This is a genomic window from Pseudomonas sp. KH_024_B2 (assembly GCF_057839965.1).
Genome location: NZ_CM174502.1, coordinates 1674007 through 1690431, shown reverse-complemented (window position 1 = coordinate 1690431; position 16425 = coordinate 1674007). Strand labels below are relative to the sequence as shown.

General features: G+C 58.8%; 16 protein-coding genes. 3 read left to right on the top strand and 13 right to left on the bottom strand.

All coding sequences use genetic code 11. The features are described 5' to 3' along the window. Positions 1–370 precede the first annotated feature (370 nt). The 3 genes from AC3I0A_RS07995 to AC3I0A_RS07985 form a co-directional block, all read right to left on the bottom strand. Positions 371–2029, bottom strand: a complete 1659-nt coding sequence (locus AC3I0A_RS07995; protein ID WP_489377135.1) for a cation acetate symporter — start codon at positions 2027–2029, stop codon at positions 371–373. Beyond that, on the bottom strand, positions 2026–2337 hold the full coding sequence (locus AC3I0A_RS07990; RefSeq protein ID WP_008061165.1) for a DUF485 domain-containing protein: 312 nt from the start codon (positions 2335–2337) through the stop codon (positions 2026–2028). The genes AC3I0A_RS07995 and AC3I0A_RS07990 overlap by 4 nt, the downstream gene beginning before the upstream one ends. A gap of 172 nt (positions 2338–2509) precedes the next feature. Next, complete coding sequence (locus AC3I0A_RS07985) at positions 2510–3361, bottom strand: glycine betaine ABC transporter substrate-binding protein (RefSeq protein ID WP_489377134.1); 852 nt, start codon at positions 3359–3361, stop codon at positions 2510–2512. A gap of 280 nt (positions 3362–3641) precedes the next feature. On the opposite strand from AC3I0A_RS07985, the gene AC3I0A_RS07980 reads away from it, so the two are divergent. Further along, positions 3642–5237 (top strand): glycoside hydrolase family 17 protein, encoded by a 1596-nt coding sequence (locus AC3I0A_RS07980; RefSeq protein ID WP_489377133.1) that lies wholly within the window; start codon positions 3642–3644, stop codon positions 5235–5237. Positions 5238–5411: 174 nt separating this feature from the next. Here AC3I0A_RS07980 and AC3I0A_RS07975 read toward each other — a convergent pair whose 3' ends face one another. Next, positions 5412–5891, bottom strand: coding sequence for a GNAT family N-acetyltransferase (locus tag AC3I0A_RS07975; protein ID WP_489377132.1), 480 nt, complete (start codon positions 5889–5891; stop codon positions 5412–5414). A 283-nt stretch (positions 5892–6174) separates the two neighbouring features. Between AC3I0A_RS07975 and AC3I0A_RS07970 the strand changes: the two genes are divergently transcribed. Then, on the top strand, positions 6175–6825 hold the full coding sequence (locus AC3I0A_RS07970) for an HD domain-containing protein (RefSeq protein WP_489377130.1): 651 nt from the start codon (positions 6175–6177) through the stop codon (positions 6823–6825). A 204-nt stretch (positions 6826–7029) separates the two neighbouring features. Here AC3I0A_RS07970 and AC3I0A_RS07965 read toward each other — a convergent pair whose 3' ends face one another. From AC3I0A_RS07965 to AC3I0A_RS07945, 5 genes are all read right to left on the bottom strand, one after another. After that, positions 7030–7590 (bottom strand): DUF1285 domain-containing protein, encoded by a 561-nt coding sequence (locus AC3I0A_RS07965; RefSeq protein WP_489377128.1) that lies wholly within the window; start codon positions 7588–7590, stop codon positions 7030–7032. Between the two features lie 21 nt (positions 7591–7611). Next, positions 7612–8214, bottom strand: a complete 603-nt coding sequence (locus tag AC3I0A_RS07960; RefSeq protein ID WP_489377127.1) for a DUF4823 domain-containing protein — start codon at positions 8212–8214, stop codon at positions 7612–7614. 291 nt (positions 8215–8505) lie between these two features. Beyond that, positions 8506–9738, bottom strand: coding sequence for a group II intron reverse transcriptase/maturase (ltrA, locus tag AC3I0A_RS07955; protein ID WP_489372898.1), 1233 nt, complete (start codon positions 9736–9738; stop codon positions 8506–8508). A 577-nt stretch (positions 9739–10315) separates the two neighbouring features. Beyond that, positions 10316–11284, bottom strand: a complete 969-nt coding sequence (locus AC3I0A_RS07950) for a GTP 3',8-cyclase MoaA (protein ID WP_489377126.1) — start codon at positions 11282–11284, stop codon at positions 10316–10318. A 147-nt stretch (positions 11285–11431) separates the two neighbouring features. After that, the gene (locus tag AC3I0A_RS07945; RefSeq protein ID WP_150806436.1) at positions 11432–12070 is read right to left on the bottom strand and encodes a TetR/AcrR family transcriptional regulator; all 639 of its coding nucleotides are present in this window, start codon (positions 12068–12070) and stop codon (positions 11432–11434) included. Positions 12071–12147: 77 nt separating this feature from the next. On the opposite strand from AC3I0A_RS07945, the gene AC3I0A_RS07940 reads away from it, so the two are divergent. Continuing rightward, positions 12148–13281 (top strand): aminotransferase class V-fold PLP-dependent enzyme, encoded by a 1134-nt coding sequence (locus AC3I0A_RS07940; protein WP_489377125.1) that lies wholly within the window; start codon positions 12148–12150, stop codon positions 13279–13281. Positions 13282–13609: 328 nt separating this feature from the next. On the opposite strand, the gene AC3I0A_RS07935 is transcribed toward AC3I0A_RS07940, so the two are convergent. From AC3I0A_RS07935 to tmk, 4 genes are read right to left on the bottom strand one after another with little or no spacing between them, the layout of a single operon-like run. Further along, positions 13610–14398, bottom strand: a complete 789-nt coding sequence (locus AC3I0A_RS07935) for a TatD family hydrolase (RefSeq protein WP_489377124.1) — start codon at positions 14396–14398, stop codon at positions 13610–13612. Between the two features lie 12 nt (positions 14399–14410). Further along, positions 14411–14767 carry a PilZ domain-containing protein gene (locus AC3I0A_RS07930; protein ID WP_489377123.1) on the bottom strand — a complete coding sequence of 119 codons (357 nt, stop codon included), beginning with the start codon at positions 14765–14767 and terminating at the stop codon, positions 14411–14413. A gap of 28 nt (positions 14768–14795) precedes the next feature. Beyond that, positions 14796–15782: a DNA polymerase III subunit delta' gene (locus AC3I0A_RS07925; RefSeq protein ID WP_489377122.1), complete on the bottom strand. Its 987-nt coding sequence runs from the start codon at positions 15780–15782 to the stop codon at positions 14796–14798. Next, positions 15775–16407, bottom strand: coding sequence for a dTMP kinase (gene tmk, locus AC3I0A_RS07920; RefSeq protein WP_489377121.1), 633 nt, complete (start codon positions 16405–16407; stop codon positions 15775–15777). Before tmk ends, AC3I0A_RS07925 begins: the two co-directional genes overlap by 8 nt. Between the last annotated feature and the right edge of the window lie 18 nt (positions 16408–16425).

Genomic DNA, 16425 nt, shown 5'->3' with positions numbered 1-16425 from the left:
GCAGTGGGCAACCCGGCATGGATGCCGGGTTAGCCGCGCACGGCCATGGATGGCCGATCGCGGCGGGCCCACGGAGCAGGACCGGAGCGAGGGCATGCCGAGCCTAGGCGAGGCACCGAACGAAAGGGGCAAGAGCCCTTTGGTTACTTTGGGGCTTTTCCAAAGTGACCCGGCGTAAGGACGGAACCCTAAGTGGCCGTTACCGCAGGAACGGATATGTACACCAGTAAGAGACAGGCCGGCTGTCAGGCCGCCATCGCGAGCAAGCTCGCTCCCACAGGGGAGTTTGCGTACACACAAACAAAAATGCCCCGATCTCTCGACCGGGGCATTTGTGTTTAACGCAGTTTATATATGGAAGCTCGAAGCCTTAGTGCGCGACCGCCCCACTCGCCCCCAGACCCGTCTGCGAACGAACGAATTGCGGGAAGAACAGCGCCCGCTCATTGTCAGCCGCGGTCGACTTGTCGGTAATGGAGAAGAACCAGATCCCGATAAACGCAATAGCCATCGAGAACAGCGCCGGGTACTCATACGGGAAGATCGCCTTCTCGTGATGCAGGATCTGCACCCAAATGGTCGGCCCAAGCACCATCAAACCAACGGCACTGACCAGCCCCAGCCAGCCACCAATCATCGCACCACGAGTAGTCAACTTCTTCCAGTACATGGAAAGCAGCAGCACCGGGAAATTACAGCTCGCCGCGATAGAGAACGCCAGACCGACCATAAACGCGATGTTCTGGCTTTCGAACAGGATACCCAGACAGATCGCCAGTACGGCCAGAGCGATAGTGGTGATCTTCGAAACCCGGATCTCGTCCTTGTCGTTGGTCTTGCCCTTCTTGATCACACTGGCATACAGGTCATGAGACACCGCCGAAGCACCGGCCAGGGTCAGACCGGCGACTACTGCCAGGATGGTAGCGAAGGCCACTGCCGAGATGAAACCAAGGAAAATACTGCCACCCACCGCGTTGGCCAGGTGCACCGCCGCCATGTTGTTACCGCCCAGCAGAGCGCCGGCCGCATCCTTGAAAGCAGGGTTGGTGTTGACCAGCAGAATCGCACCGAAGCCGATGATGAAGGTCAGGATATAGAAGTAGCCGATGAAGCCAGTGGCATACAGCACGCTCTTGCGAGCTTCTTTAGCGTCACTCACCGTGAAGAAGCGCATCAGGATGTGCGGCAGGCCGGCGGTACCGAACATCAGCGCCAGGCCGAGGGAGAATGCCGAGACCGGATCTTTCACCAGGCCGCCCGGGCTCATGATCGCTTCACCCTTGGCGTGAACCTTGACCGCTTCGGAGAACAGCGCATTGAAGTCAAAGTTGACGTGCTTCATCACCATCAGCGCCATGAACGACGCACCGGAGAGCAACAGCACCGCCTTGATGATTTGCACCCAGGTGGTCGCCAGCATGCCGCCGAACAGCACGTACATGCACATCAGGACACCGACCAGAATAACCGCGACGTGATAGTCCAGACCGAACAGCAGCTGGATCAGCTTGCCGGCGCCGACCATCTGCGCGATCAGGTAGAACGCTACCACCACCAGCGAACCGCAGGCCGACAGCGAGCGGATCTGGGTTTGCCCGAGGCGATACGACGCCACATCGGCAAAGGTGTATTTACCCAGGTTACGCAGACGCTCGGCGATCAGGAACAGAATGATCGGCCAGCCCACCAGGAAGCCGATCGAGTAGATCAGACCGTCGTAACCCGAGGTATACACCAGCGCGGAAATACCCAGGAAGGACGCCGCCGACATGTAGTCACCGGCAATCGCCAGACCGTTCTGGAAACCGGTGATCTTGCCGCCCGCCGCGTAGTAATCGGCCGCCGACTTGTTGCGCTTGGAAGCCCAATAAGTAATGCACAGGGTGGCGCCGACGAAGGCCACGAACATCAGGATCGCCGACACATTGAGGGGTTGTTTTTGTACTGCGCCGGTCAGGGCTTCAGCTGCCCAGACCGCTGGGGCGAAGGCAGCAATGCCTAACGCTGCAAATAGACGCCGGATCATTGCTGAGCCTCCTTGAGAATCGCATTGTTCAAGTCGTCGAATTCGCCATTGGCGCGTCGAACGTAGATGCCAGTGAGAATAAAGGCCGAAACAATCAGCCCGACACCTATCGGTATCCCCCAGGTAATCGATGACTCAGGGCTGATCTTCGCCCCCAGTACATGTGGCCCATAAGCAATCAAAAGGATGAAGCCCGAGTAAAGCCCAAGCATGATCGCCGAGAGAATCCAGGCGAACCGCTCTCTTTTGCTGACCAGCTCCTTGAATCTCGGGCTGTTTTGAATCGAGAGGTAAATGCTGTCGTTCATTGTTTTTGTCCTCGCAGCACAGATTGAATTGCAACGTATTCCACTCTATGCGGCTGTAGAACTGATTCCAGACGACCTTAGTATTAGAACGACACTAACCCGGAAAAACAAAAGACCGCCTGGCGCGAACGCCAGACGGTCTTGAGAGTTGCGATCTAGAGGCTTGGAGGTATTACTTGGTCCAGTCGGCAACACGTTCCGGGTGTTTGGCTACCCAATCCTTGGCAGCGGCTTCAGGCTTGGCACCATCCTGAATCGCCAACATGACTTCGCCGATTTCGTCTTTCGACGCCCACTGGAAGTTCTTCAGGAACTTCGCCACATCCGGCGCTTTGGCTTCCAGGCCTTTGCTACCGATGCTGTTCACGGTTTCAGCCGCGCCGTAAACGCCTTTCGGATCTTCCAGGAAGCGCAGTTTCCACTTGGCGAACATCCAGTGCGGCACCCAACCGGTGACGGCAATGGATTCGTTCTTCTTCTCGGCGCGGGTCAGCTCGGCAATCATGCCGGCGCCGGAACTGGCCTTGAGGGTGTAGTTGTCCAGGCCATAATCCTTGATCGCCTGCTCGGTTTTGAGCATCACGCCTGAACCTGCGTCGATGCCGACGATACGACCCTTGAAGCTGTCGTCGGTTTTAAGATCGGCAAGAGTCTGGGCTTTGACGTACTCCGGCACGATCAAACCGATTTTCGCGTCCTTGAAGTTCGGACCGTAATCGACGACCTGATCCTTGTTTTTGCTCCAGTATTCGCCGTGAGTCACGGGCAACCAAGCAGACATCATGGCATCGAGTTTGCCAGTGGCTACACCCTGCCACATGATCCCGGTGGCGACCGCTTGCAGCTTCACGTCATGACCCAGCTTCTGCTTGATCACTTCGGCCGCCACGTGGGTGGTCGCGACGCTGTCGGACCAACCGTCAACGTAACCGATGGTCAGGGCTTTGCTCTCGGCATTGGCGAATGTCGAGCCAATCGCAAGCGCCAGAGCGGCACTTGCGCCTAAAAGTCGTCGCATCTTCATCGTTACTTCCCCGAAAGTGCTGCGCTCGACGGATGCCGAGTCGCGCTAACGTATTTTTATGATGCACAGCGCCCCCATCACGCCTCACCGCAAACTCGTCCGAACATCAGCGGAGTACTGACGCCTCGATAATCAACCTGACGCCAACAGCGACCTGCTCTGCCAGCGACCTCAAGGCATCGAGAAACGACATCAGAACGCCATTAACCGTGACAACGGGAAATACCTCGCCGGATCCCATTGCATGTCAAAATTATGCAGACCCCCAAGCGCACGGCAAATGCAGGTAAGATGCGCGGCTTTGCTCCCATACGGCCTGACCATGCCCGCGACTGCCCGCTTCCCTTTTTTACCGTACCTGTTCGCCTGTCTTCTTGGCCTGTTTGCCCTCTGCGGCTTCTGGTACGGCCTCGGCCAACCGGTGCCGCTGCCGGATGTCGCCAGCGCCACGCACAAGCTGCAATGCGCCTCCTACACCCCGTTCGATAAAGACCAATCGCCCTTCGATCAGCCGTTCAAGTTGCGTCCCGAGCGCATGGACGCCGACCTCGCACTGCTGGCGACCCGCTTCCAATGCATTCGCACCTACTCCATGACCGGCCTCGAAGCGCTCCCCGACCTTGCGCGCAAGCACGATTTGAAGCTGATGATCGGCGCTTGGGTCAACAGCAACCCGGTTGATACTGCCAAGGAAGTCGACTTGTTGATTGCCTCGGCCAACGCCAACGCGGATGTCGTGACCTCGGTGATCGTAGGTAACGAAACCCTGCTGCGCAAGGAAGTCACTGGCGCCCAGTTGGCCAAGCTGATTGTTCAGGTGAAAAGCCAGGTCAAACAACCGGTGACCTACGCCGACGTCTGGGAATTCTGGCTCAAGCACCCGGAAATCGCCCCGGCAGTGGACTTCCTGACCATCCATTTGCTGCCCTATTGGGAAGATGATCCGTCCAACATCGACGCGGCTCTTGATCACGTCGCGCAAGTCCGTCAGGTGTTCGGCAACCGCTTCGCCCCCAAAGACGTGATGATTGGTGAAACCGGCTGGCCCAGCGAAGGCCGCCAGCGCGAAACCGCGCTGCCGAGCCGGGTCAACGAAGCCAGGTTCATTCGTGGTTTTGTCGCCCTGGCTGAACACAACGGCTGGCATTACAACCTGATCGAAGCCTTCGACCAGCCCTGGAAACGCGCCAGCGAAGGCGCCGTTGGCGGTTACTGGGGGCTGTTCGATGCAGATCGTCAGGACAAGGGGGTGTTGGCCGGGCCGGTGTCGAACCTGCCTTTCTGGCCACAGTGGCTGGGCATCGGTGGCTTGATCTTCCTCGGCACACTGATCCTCGGTGGTCGCGTGCGTGGCACTCGCGCTGCGCTGATCCTGCCGCTGCTCGGCGCATTGGGTGCCTGCTCGATCGGCGTCTGGGGTGAACTGGCGCGGGTCACCAGCCGCTTTACCGGCGAATGGCTCTGGGCCGGGTTGCTACTCGGTTTGAATCTGTTGGTGCTGGCCCACGCGGCGCTGGCACTGAGCAGCAAAACCGCCTGGCGCGAGCGTGCCTTCAACTGGCTGGAACAACGCGCTGGCTGGCTGCTGGCAGCCGCAGGCTTCGCTGGCGCGGTGATGATGCTCGAGTTGGTGTTCGACCCGCGCTATCGCAGCTTCCCGAGCGCAGCCTTGCTGCTGCCAGCGCTGGTCTACCTGTGCCGCCCGGTCTGTGTGCCGCGTCGGGAAATCGCCTTGCTGACCTTTATCATCGGCGTCGGCATCGCCCCGCAGCTGTATCGCGAGGGCCTGGAAAACCAGCAGGCCTGGGGTTGGGCGCTGGTCAGCGCGTTGATGGTCGCTGCGTTGTGGCGCAGCTTGCGGGTTCGCAAAGGCTGATCGACACGCACAAAAAAGGATGACCTCGGTCACAATGCCAGTCAGTTAAGCGAACACAAGTCTCAACACAGCGAAGGTCAATGTGGGAGCGAGCTTGCTCGCGAAGAAAACACCGCGGTTTTTCAGGCATTACGCGTCATCGTTCTTCGCGGGCAAGCCACGCTCCCACAGGGCTCACCCCTGGGCAAACTCCCGCAACACCTGCCCTTCCATGCGATAGCGCACCCACTCATCCTGCGGCTGTGCGCCGATCGACTTGTAAAACTGAATCGCCGGCTCGTTCCAGTCCAGTACGCTCCATTCGAAGCGTCCGCAGTCGTTGGCGCAGGCGATTTGCGCGAGGTGGCGCAGGAGTTTTTTCCCGGCGCCGCCGCCGCGTTGTTCGGGGTTGATGTAGAGGTCTTCAAGGTAGAGGCAATTGCTTCCCAGCCAGGTCGAGTAGCTAAAGAAGAACACCGCGAAGCCGATCGGCTGCCCGTCCCGCAGGCAGATCAGGCCATGGGCGGTGGCACCTTCGCTGAACAGGCTGCGTTCGATGTCGGCGACGCTGGCGATGACTTCGTGCCTGGCGCGCTCGTAATCCGCCAGTTCGGTGATGAACGCGAGGATCTGCGGGGCATCGCTTGGCACGGCTGGGCGGATTTCAATGGACATGGACGGGCCTTGTAAGGAAGTGAAAAAGCCATACTAAGTCGACCCTGAGCACTCGTCACATTTCTAAGCAAAACCTGGTTTATGGTTATCAGATTACCTGTGGCGAGGGAGCTTGCTCCCGCTCGGCGGCGAAGCCGTCGTAAATCCTGCAAACGTGTTTTACCTGACACTACGGGTTGGCTGGTTTTGGGACCGCTTCGCGGTCCAGCGGGAGCAAGCTCCCTCGCCACAGGTCTTGTGCTCGACGCATGATTGTCTTACCCCTTTCACAATGAGGATTCCAATGACCATCGCCGCTTTCGCGCCACTTCAAACCCTCGCCGCAACACTCCTGCCCCACGCGCTTGAGCCGTCCGAGGATGGCGCCCACGATCTGTCGCACCTGCATCGGGTCTGGAATAACGCTCGTGTCATCCATAAAGAGGAAAGCGGCGATCTCGAGGTGCTGCTGGCGGCGGTGCTATTGCATGATTGCGTGGCGGTAGAAAAAAATTCGCCGTTGAGGTCCCAGGCCTCACGCCTGGCTGCGGAGAAAGCCTCACAGGTGTTGACTGGCTTGAATTGGCCTGTGGATAAAGTCGCCGCAGTCGCCCATGCCATCGAGACCCACAGCTTCTCGGCGGGTATTACGCCTGCGACCCTGGAAGCAAAAATCCTGCAGGACGCCGATCGCCTCGACTCCCTCGGCATGCTCGGTGTGGCGCGCACGTTCTATGTCTCCGGGCGGATGGGCAGCGCGCTTTACCACCCACTGGATCCCGAGGCGAAGGCCCGCGATTACGACGACAAGCGTTTCACGCTCGATCACTTCCAGACCAAGTTGCTGCATCTGGCCGCAGGCTTCCAGACCCGGACTGGCAGCCGGCTGGCGCAGATTCGCCATGCACGGTTGAAGCGCTTCATGGAGGAGTTCATGGAGGAGATCGGCCTTTAAAGCATCTGCGAACAGAACTGCAGAACGCCTGGACCATTCGTCGATCTTCAGGCACCAATCGAAAACGGCACAGGACAAATATCAGGATCCCTTCGCGGGCAAACGAACGTCGCCCGGCACGGCTCGGCTTTGATCACGGTGCCGGATACAGCAGAATCGTGTTGACGGAGAGGCTCAGGGCCTGAAAACGGTCTTACAGTCGACTTAAGGCTCAAGCCCGATAGGGAAAAACTCACCGCCACTCCACACGCCCAACCAGCCCTGGCCGTCGATTTCCCGTGTCACCGCCAGCTCCACCAGTTGGTAGAACACATTGCGATGGATCAAGGCTTCGAGATTGGTTCGCACATGCACGTAGGGCGCAGGTTCCTGGGTATCGGGATCGATCACCACCCGCAAAGCGTGCTCAGGACCGGCTTGGGTCTGTTCTTCAACGTTGGTGGTGAAACGCAGCAGCTGAGCTTCACCCTCACCTTCGACCTCGAGGCTGACGGCGACAAAAGGCGCGTCGTCGACTTTGATGCCAACCTTTTCCACCGGGGTGATCAGGAAATAATCATCGCCATCGCGGCGCATGATGGTGGAGAACAGTTTCACCATCGGTTTACGCCCGATGGGTGTGCCGAGGTAGTACCAGGTCCCGTCACGGGCGATCCGCATGTCGATATCGCCGCAGAAGTCGGGATTCCACAAGTGGACCGGCGGCAAGCCTTTGGATTTGGGGATTTGTCCCAGCAGATCAATAGCTTTTTGCGGACCGCTCATGGTGTTTTCCTCGTGTATTGCTTAGTCGCTCAAGCCCAACAGGCTGCGAGCGTATTGCTCCAGCGGCGGACCCAGCAAATCTTCTGGCTTGTTGTCGTGGAACGTCAGTAAACCGCCACGACTGCGAATACGTGCAGTATCAATCAAATACTGGGTGCTGGTCTCGATCAGCATGAGCTGAATCACGCCGCTGTCGATCCCCAGGCGATCCACGGCTTCCTGATCGGCCCATTCATCCGAGTTACCGATCCGGTCGTCAGCCTTGGCGAAACGGGTATAGAGCAAGTAATGCGCACCGGCGGCGCGAGCCTCGCTCATCGCGTCGTCCAGCCCTTCTGGGGCACGGGCACGACGGACCATGGGGAAGTATTCGACAAAACCATTGAACGCTTCTTCGGCGACTACGTTAGGTCGCGGATAGGCGCTGCCTGGCGGCGCAAAAGCCCCTTGGGCGATGTAGATAAAGGAGTCGGGTTGTACGCGGAACGAGTTCGAGCGGCGGGTATCGCTGTGATCGAGCAAGCCCGCATCGCTCATGTGATAGCGAGCGCCTTCGCCCAGATCGCTGACATTCATGCAGCCACCAAGCGCCAAAAAGGCCAGCAGCAAAACCAGGCTACGCATCCTACCCTCCAGAGGCCGGTGACGGAAAACCGGCGAATGTCCGCAGGATGCAGCTTCCGCGCCAGCTCAAAGGGGTTTGGGAGTGGTGGATAGATTTGCAGGTGTCAGACATTTCTTCATCGACTATTACTCCGTCATCGCGAGCAAGCTCGCTCCCACATTAGTTCTGCGCTGATCACACAATCGTGAGCTGACGCAGATCAAGTGATTGGGTGGAGGCAACGGGCTTGTGCCCGTTACCCCTCCCACACCACCGGACGTGCGGTTTTCCGCATCCGGCGGTTGAACAGCTCAGCAAGGTGCTGAGGCGAAGTCCTGCGGCGTCCACAGTCCCCAGCGACGCATCATGTTCAGACTCATCGCCTGCTGCATCACCGGGTGGCGCGCCGCTCGCCAGGCACCGTCGTGGAAGCTTACTCGCGCGAGTTGCCGGCTTGCGATACCAAGCCCGCGCAGTTTGCGCATTCGTCCCTCACGACTGTGCCAGCGCTGCCAGAAACATTTGCGCATATGTCGGCGAGTCCATTGCGATAACCGCTTGAAGTCGTCCTTCACCCAGCGGAAGTATTCGTACCACCCCCGGATGTAACGTCCCCATTGAGCCACGAGTTCGGTGCTCGTCAGACTTTGCCTGGCCGACCACAGCTCGCGAACTTTCTTGCGGTATTTCTTCACGGTCTTGCCGGACAGTTGGCCATTCCCTTGTTCGTCGATGTTGTAACCAAGGAAGTCGCGATCCCAAGGCCGTCCCGTTCCACTCTTGCTGGCACTCACTTTGAGCTTGAGGTGTTTCTCTATCCAAGCCGTCACACTGCCCAGCACGCGATCCGCACTGCGTTCGCTGGTGACATAAATCACCAGGTCGTCGGCGTAGCGACAAAAGCTCAGCCCTCGGGCTTCCAGCTCTTTGTCCAGTGCATCCAGATAGAGGTTGGCAAGCAGCGGGCTTAGCGGGCCTCCTTGCGGAGTTCCGGCCGTCCTTTTGACCCGCTGACCGTCCAACAGCATATCCGCTCGAAGCGTCTGACCGATGTAACTCATCAGCCGCTTGTCACGGATATCCCTGGATATGAGGCTCATCAACCTGTCGTGATTGACCTGATCGAAGAAGGCTTCGATGTCGATATCCACGACCCAGGTCTTGCCTTCCAGGACAAAGGCCTTGGCGGCTCGTATGGCATCGAGATTGCTCCTGCCTGGCCGGAAACCGTAGCTGTGTTCGCTAAATTTGGCATCCCACAGCTGCGTCAGGTGCTGCTGGACCGATTGCTGGATCAAGCGATCCTGCGTATTCGGAATGCCCAACAGCCGCTCCCCGCCTTGCGGCTTGGGGATCCTGAGACCTTTGACAGGACCCGGTTTATAGGTCCCGTCCAGAAGCTTGCTCTTGATGGCCGGCCAATGCGTTTGAAGGTGTGCGGTGAGTTCGTCGGTAGTGATTCCGTCGACCCCTGGCGCCCCTTTGTTCGACCGGACCTTCTTGAGCGCTCGGTGCATATTCTCCTTTTCGACAATCGTTTCCATGCAGGTTTCGCTCAACACGTCTCTATTCCCGTTCCGTCTGCCTGCTGACTCGCCCCTTCCTTGCGCGCATTGGTCGAGGTCCACCCGACTTTCCCACGCACGGCCTTCCCGCTACGTGCCACATGGCATTTCCGGGTGCGGTTTCAAAGGGCTCTCGCTTTGTAGGCAGTAGTCTATGGTGAGTGTTTCTGTTCTTCAGCCCTTCGCTCCAGATCCATTACGACCCTTCTTCACTACTACGGCATCTGCTGACTTCTCGCGGGCTACGCCCGCGAGATCTCCCCGGGTAAGGTGCCAAAACCTTCGGCTCGGGCCGCCAAGCTCTACCTGATGCGTCTTTCGGTGACGGTTGGATTTCGTGGCTCCCAGCACACTTATCGCCCGCATCCGGCCTCGCTGCTTGTTCGTGTTCCTGCGGTCGCGCCTTTGCTACACGCTTCTTTCAGGCTGGCCTCGCGGCTTCCCCCTTGCGTTTCGCTACAGTTCTCGTCACTCATTCTGGTCACCACTTTTCAGGTGACTGGCTTTGGCCCATGCCGGGCACACTGGGAGCGAGCCTGCTCGCGATGAGGGTTATTCAGCCGCCGATGATTTTCATGATGGTCGCGCCACCGGAAAACGCCACTTCCTGCTTGTCACCCAAGGCTTTCACCAGCAGGCGCTGCAAAGCCGGCAAGGCCTCGTGGCGCGGCTTGTCCAGCAGGTCGCCGACGTAGTGCCGATTGCTCGATGACAGGCAGCCATGCAGCCAACCCGTGGACGACAGTCGCAGCCGTGAACAGGTCCGGCAGAACGGCACACTTTCATTGGCGATCACCCCAAAGAATCCCTGACCCGGAATTTCATAACGCACCGCCGTAGCATCCACCGGCGCATCGGCCTGGAGGTATTCGTAGCGATCGCCGATCAGGCTCAGCAGCTGCTGGAGGCTGACGAACTGCTGCAGGAAAGCATTCGAATCGCTGGCCAGGTGGCCCATGCGCATCAGCTCGATAAAGCGCAGTTCATAACCGCGTTCAAGACAGTAATCGAGCAGCGGCATCACCTGATCCAGGTTCTGCCCGCGCAACGGCACCATATTGACCTTGATCTTCATGCCCGCGGCCTTGGCCTGATCCATGCCATCGAGCACGGTCGCCAGATCGCCGCCGCGAGCGATGCTGCGAAAGGCACCGGGGTCCAGAGTATCGAGGGAAACGTTGATCCGGCGGATGCCGGCATTCACCAGCAACGGCAGTTTGCGCGCCAGGAGCTGGCCATTGGTGGTCAGGCTGATATCCGCCAGGCCCATCTGCCCCACCGCACTCATGAAGGCTTCAAGTTTAGGGCTGACCAAGGGTTCGCCGCCGGTAATGCGCAAGCGTTCTATACCGGCTGCTTCAATCAGATAAGCCACGCCGCGAGCCATGGCCTCGGCCGACAATTCATCCTGCGCAGCGACCAGTCGCTTGCCGTTCGGCACGCAGTAGGTACACGCGTAGTTGCAGGCTGAAGTCAGGCTGATCCGCAAATTGCGAAAACGCCTGCCTTGACGGTCAACGATCATGGATCACTCCGGCGGAAGAAGATTCGGACCGCTAAAACTTGACTCAGAAATCAAGTTTTAGCAAGCCCTATGCCTGAGTATATTCCTGTATTCCTGGAGACACCGCGCCACATTGGGAAACATGGCGCAATAAAGCATGTGAATGACTCAACTGCCGGGGGTATCGGTATCGCGCTTGCGCTTGTTGCCCATGCGTACGCCGATGTCCATCAGGAACTGGAAGAAACCTTCCTGATCTTCCAGCACATTGCTCCAGAACGGCGAGTGATACAGCGCCACAGCGCCGTGCACCAGCGCCCAGGCTGCGCAATAGTGGAAGTAAGGCGGCACGTCTTCAAGCTTGCCTTCGCTGATGCGGCCCTTGATCAACAGGGTCAGGCGTTCGAAGTTGGAGGCGCGGATCTTGTGCAGCTCCTCGACCATCTCCGGCACCTGATTGCCCTTGACCACCTTCTCTTCCAGGCGGTCGAACAACCGGTAACGCTGCGGATCGCGCATGCGAAATTCGAAGTAGGCCCGGGACAGGGCTTCCTTATCCTTGTCGACATCGGCAGAGTGCAACAGCTCGTTCAGGTCACGCTCATAATCGAGCATCAAGCGCAGATAGATCTCCGCCTTGGACTTGAAGTGCTTATAGATGGTCCCTTTGCCGATACCTACGGCATCAGCGATCATCTCGACGGTGACGCTGTCTTCACCTTGTTCGAGGAACAGCTTTAGCGCGGTATCGAGAATTTCTTGCTCGCGGCGACGAAACTCACGGACCTTACGAGGTTCTTTCTGCATAAGAAAAGGTCTGTAGGGGTCAAATCGAAGCCGCGTATTATGCCTAACTTGCGCCAAATTGCACGGATCATCCAACCATGTCTGCGTTTCTTGATGAATTTGTACAGGCTCCAGGCCTGCGTTATTTGAATCATGCGGCCGTCGCACCCTGGCCAAATCGCGCCGCCGTGGCGGTCGCCCGCTTCGCTCAGGAGAACGTTTTACTGGGCGCGCGGGACTATCCGGACTGGATGGCCCTCGAGCAACGCCTGCGCGAACGCCTGATGCGCCTGCTTAACGCACCGTCGACGGATGACGTGGCGCTGGTCAAAAATACTTCGCAAGCATTGTCTTATGTCGCCTTTGGCCTGCAATGGGAAAGCGGCGATCAGATTGTCATCAGTGACGAAGAATTCCCTTCCAACCGTATCGTCTGGGAGGCCCTGGCACCCCAAGGCGTCGAAGTGATTCAGGTCAGCCTCAAGGGCGATGACCCCGAAGGCGCCCTGCTGAGCGCTTGCGGTCCGCGCACCCGGCTGATGTCAGTGAGTGCCGTGCAGTTCGCCAGCGGCCTGCGCCTGGACCTGCAGCGCCTCGGCGCCGGCTGTAAACAACAGAACGTGCTGTTCTGCATCGACGCCATCCAGCAACTGGGCGCCCTGCCCTTCGATGTCCTGGCTTATCAATGCGACTTCGCCATGGCTGATGGTCACAAATGGCTCCTGGGGCCAGAAGGTCTGGGCGTGTTCTATTGCCGCAGTGAGTTGCGCGAGCAGCTAAAGCTCCATGAGTTCGGCTGGCACATGCTCGAACACATGGGTGATTACACTCGTACCGGTTGGGAGCCTGCGAAAAGCGCACGGCGCTTCGAATGTGGCAGCCCGAACATGCTCGGCGCCATGGCGCTGGAGGCCAGTTTGTCGCTGCTGGAGGAAGTCGGCATGGATCAAGTAGCAGAATTGATCGCCGAGCGCGTGCAATGGCTACAGGACGGCTTGAACGCCATTCCCGGCGTGCAACTGCATAGCCCGTTGAATCCCGCCCGGCGCGGAGGGATTTTCTCTTTCAGTATCGATGGCATCGATAATCAGTGGCTTTACGAGCAACTCAAACTGCAACAGGTTGTGTGTATTCCTCGCGGCCCTGGCATTCGCTTGTCCCCGCATTTCTATACAGAAAAGCGCGTGATCGACGAAACTCTGGCAATTGTGGCGACCATTGCCAAGCAATGAGAACTCAACCGAAGCGCGCGTATTCCAAATCTGTTTAAGAAATAGAGGGGGCAGACTGGACTGAACGCAATAGTGATCAATACTTGAACTGTCGACGCGACATCTCCCCCAAGTGGCGCGTCGATGAAGGTACCAAGGGAATGTGTGCCTTTGTTTTACTCCTAATGGTCTTAACCCGGATTCACCCCCCAGAACCCGGGTTTTTTTTGCCTGCGATTTGTGTAGGAGCAGCCGGTCGACGCTCGATTGCTCGCGATGGACGTTAACGATAACGCGTATTTTCTGAATAAACGCATCGCCCTTGAGTCCATCGCGAGCAAGCTCGCTCCTACAGGGAGCCGACATGCGCCAACGGAAACAGCCGCTTGAAATTCTCGGTGGTCTGCTCGGCAAAACGCTCGTACGACTCACCGCGCAACATCGCCAGAAACTCCGCGACATCCCGTACGTACTGCGGCAGATTCGGTTTGCCCCGATGGGGGATCGGCGCCAGATACGGCGAGTCGGTTTCCACCAGCAACCGGTCGGCCGGCACTTGCCTGGCGACATCACGCAAGGCATCGGCATTGCGGAACGTGACGATACCGGACAGGGAAATATAGAAACCCAGATCCAGTGCGGCCCTGGCCATTTCCCAGTCTTCGGTGAAGCAGTGCAGCACACCCGCCTGGGGCAGCGCCGCCTCGCGCAACAGCGTCAAGGTATCCGCTCGCGCGCCACGGGTGTGGACGATAACCGGCTTGCCGGTCTGCTGCGCAGCGTGCAGATGCAGGCGAAAGGATTCCTGCTGCAGTTCAGCCGCTTGCGGCTCGTAGTGATAATCCAGACCGGTTTCACCAATGGCCACCACCCGCGGATGGTTGAGCTCCTGCAACAGCCAATCCAATGCAGGCGCCGCGCCCGGCTGCACGTCCAGCGGATGCACGCCGACCGAGCAGTCGACATCGGCATAGCGCTCGGCAAGCGCTTTGACATCCGCCGCGTTCTCGACGCTGACACCGATACACAGAAAATGCCCTACCCCGCGCTGACGGGCCGCATCGAGGGCGGCATCAAGGGAGCCGTTGTGTTCGGCGAGATCGAGGCGATCAAGGTGACAATGGGAATCTACGAGCATAAAAGACTGCAACTACATCGTATGAGTGGGACGGTCGGACTTCAGGGCTCCGGCCAGATGGGTTTCAATTCTGTTGCGAGCGGCATTGTCGTCGTCATTGAACTGTACGCCGACGCCCGCCTCACGGTTGCCTTGGGCACCCTTGGGGGTGATCCAGGTGACTTTGCCGGCAACCGGAATCTTTTCCAGCTCATCCATCAGGCTCAGCAGCATGAAAACCTCATCGCCCAACTTGTAGCTTTTGTGGGTCGGAATAAACAGGCCGCCATTCTTGATGAAGGGCATGTAAGCGGCATACAACACCGACTTGTCCTTGATGGTCAGGGACAGGATGCCGTTGCGCGGCCCCGGATTGACGAGTTCGTTCATGCTGACCTCCGCTGCTGAATGCATGATTCTAGGCCCGGGCAGGCAAACCTGCCCACTGCACCAGTAACGCCTCGAGCAACAACACGCGATTGAGGTTGGCTTTGCTCAGCACTTTCTGGCGCTGGGCGAGAATCCAGTCCTGGATGTCCAGGACTTTTTCCTGCGTGGATTTTTGCGCCAGATACTGCACGACTTTGCGCATATCGGCCAAACCCAGGCCCGCCTCGTCCTGAGTGAGCTGGTAACGCAGAATCAGGCTCGACCAGTCACAGAACCAGTCGAACAGCAATAACAGCGGAATGGCATTCCAGCCCTCAGCCAACTGGGTTGGCGATTGCTGCTGTTTGAGCAGCTTCTTCACCCCATCGACTACCAGTGCCCGCTGCTCACGCACACCCTGCGCCTGCAAGGTGACCGCGGCCAACGGCGAACCGGCGGCCAGCGTCAGCAGCTCGACACGCTCTTCTTCAGCACAATCGGGCAAAGCCTTGGCCAACCACGCAAGGCTCATCGCTTCGCTCGGCAGCGGACAAGCCTGCTGCACACAACGACTTTTGACCGTCGGCAACAACCGGCTTGGCTGATGACTGACCAAGAGCAGGACGGTATCGCCGGAAGGCTCTTCGAGGCTTTTCAGCAAGGCGTTGGCGGCGTTGTTGTTCATCGCCTCGGCCGGCTCGATCAGCACCACTTTGCGCCCGCCCATTTGGGCGGTCTGCACTACGAAGCCGACCAGCTCGCGGACCTGGTCGACCTTGATCGCCTTGTCCGCCTCTTCCGGCTCCAGCACGTAGTTATCCGGATGGCTGCCAGCCTTGAGCAGCATGCAGGATTTGCATTGCCCGCACGCGTCCAGCCCTTGCGGTTTCTGACAGAGCAAACGGGCCATCAGGCGTTCAGCCAGCGCTCGCTTGCCGATGCCCACCGGGCCGTGCAGCAAGTAGGCGTGGGCGTGCTGTGCGCGACCGGCCAGTTGCTGCCAGAGGCTGTCCTGCCAAGGAAAGGCCTCAGCCACGGTAAAGCCCCAGCAATTGCGGCAACAAGGCATCCAGCGACTGCTGAACCTGAGCCAACGGCTGCGCCGCATCTATCAGGCGATAACGCTTGGGATCAGCCTCGGCGCGTTTCAGGTAGGCACTGCGGACCGCATCGAAGAACACGCGACCTTCAAGCTCGAAACGGTCGAGACGACCACGAGCACTCGCGCGCGCCAGACCGACTTCGACCGGCAGATCGAACACCAGGGTCAGGTCCGGACGCAGATCACCCTGAACGAAGGTCTCCAGCGTGGCGATGCGCTCTAGCGACAAACCGCGGCCGCCCCCCTGGTAGGCGTAGGTGGAGTCGGTAAAGCGATCACACAACACCACCACACCCTTGGCCAGCGCCGGGCGTATCACCTCGGCCAGATGCTGGGCACGCGCGGCGAAAACCAGCAACAGCTCGGTGTCGGCGTTCATCACTTCATCGCCAGGCGTCAACAACACCTCACGAATCCGCTCGGCCAATGGCGTGCCACCCGGTTCGCGGGTCAGCAACACCTCGATACCTTCGGCGCGCAGACGCTCGGCCAGGTACTCGCGATTGGTGCTTTTGCCGGCACCTTCCGGGCCTTCCAGGGTAATAAACAGACCAGTCACAGGCAGTCCTTAATCAGA

Excerpts from the sequence above, each read along its gene's own strand:
- AC3I0A_RS07995 (WP_489377135.1), bottom strand. The coding sequence starts at position 2,029 with ATGATCCGGCGTCTATTTGCAGCGTTAGGCATTGCTGCCTTCGCCCCA.
- AC3I0A_RS07990 (WP_008061165.1), bottom strand. The coding sequence starts at position 2,337 with ATGAACGACAGCATTTACCTCTCGATTCAAAACAGCCCGAGATTCAAG.
- AC3I0A_RS07985 (WP_489377134.1), bottom strand. The coding sequence starts at position 3,361 with ATGAAGATGCGACGACTTTTAGGCGCAAGTGCCGCTCTGGCGCTTGCG.
- AC3I0A_RS07980 (WP_489377133.1), top strand. The coding sequence starts at position 3,642 with ATGCAGGTAAGATGCGCGGCTTTGCTCCCATACGGCCTGACCATGCCC.
- AC3I0A_RS07975 (WP_489377132.1), bottom strand. The coding sequence starts at position 5,891 with ATGTCCATTGAAATCCGCCCAGCCGTGCCAAGCGATGCCCCGCAGATC.
- AC3I0A_RS07970 (WP_489377130.1), top strand. The coding sequence starts at position 6,175 with ATGACCATCGCCGCTTTCGCGCCACTTCAAACCCTCGCCGCAACACTC.
- AC3I0A_RS07965 (WP_489377128.1), bottom strand. The coding sequence starts at position 7,590 with ATGAGCGGTCCGCAAAAAGCTATTGATCTGCTGGGACAAATCCCCAAA.
- AC3I0A_RS07960 (WP_489377127.1), bottom strand. The coding sequence starts at position 8,214 with ATGCGTAGCCTGGTTTTGCTGCTGGCCTTTTTGGCGCTTGGTGGCTGC.
- ltrA (WP_489372898.1), bottom strand. The coding sequence starts at position 9,738 with ATGGAAACGATTGTCGAAAAGGAGAATATGCACCGAGCGCTCAAGAAG.
- AC3I0A_RS07950 (WP_489377126.1), bottom strand. The coding sequence starts at position 11,284 with ATGATCGTTGACCGTCAAGGCAGGCGTTTTCGCAATTTGCGGATCAGC.
- AC3I0A_RS07945 (WP_150806436.1), bottom strand. The coding sequence starts at position 12,070 with ATGCAGAAAGAACCTCGTAAGGTCCGTGAGTTTCGTCGCCGCGAGCAA.
- AC3I0A_RS07940 (WP_489377125.1), top strand. The coding sequence starts at position 12,148 with ATGTCTGCGTTTCTTGATGAATTTGTACAGGCTCCAGGCCTGCGTTAT.
- AC3I0A_RS07935 (WP_489377124.1), bottom strand. The coding sequence starts at position 14,398 with ATGCTCGTAGATTCCCATTGTCACCTTGATCGCCTCGATCTCGCCGAA.
- AC3I0A_RS07930 (WP_489377123.1), bottom strand. The coding sequence starts at position 14,767 with ATGAACGAACTCGTCAATCCGGGGCCGCGCAACGGCATCCTGTCCCTG.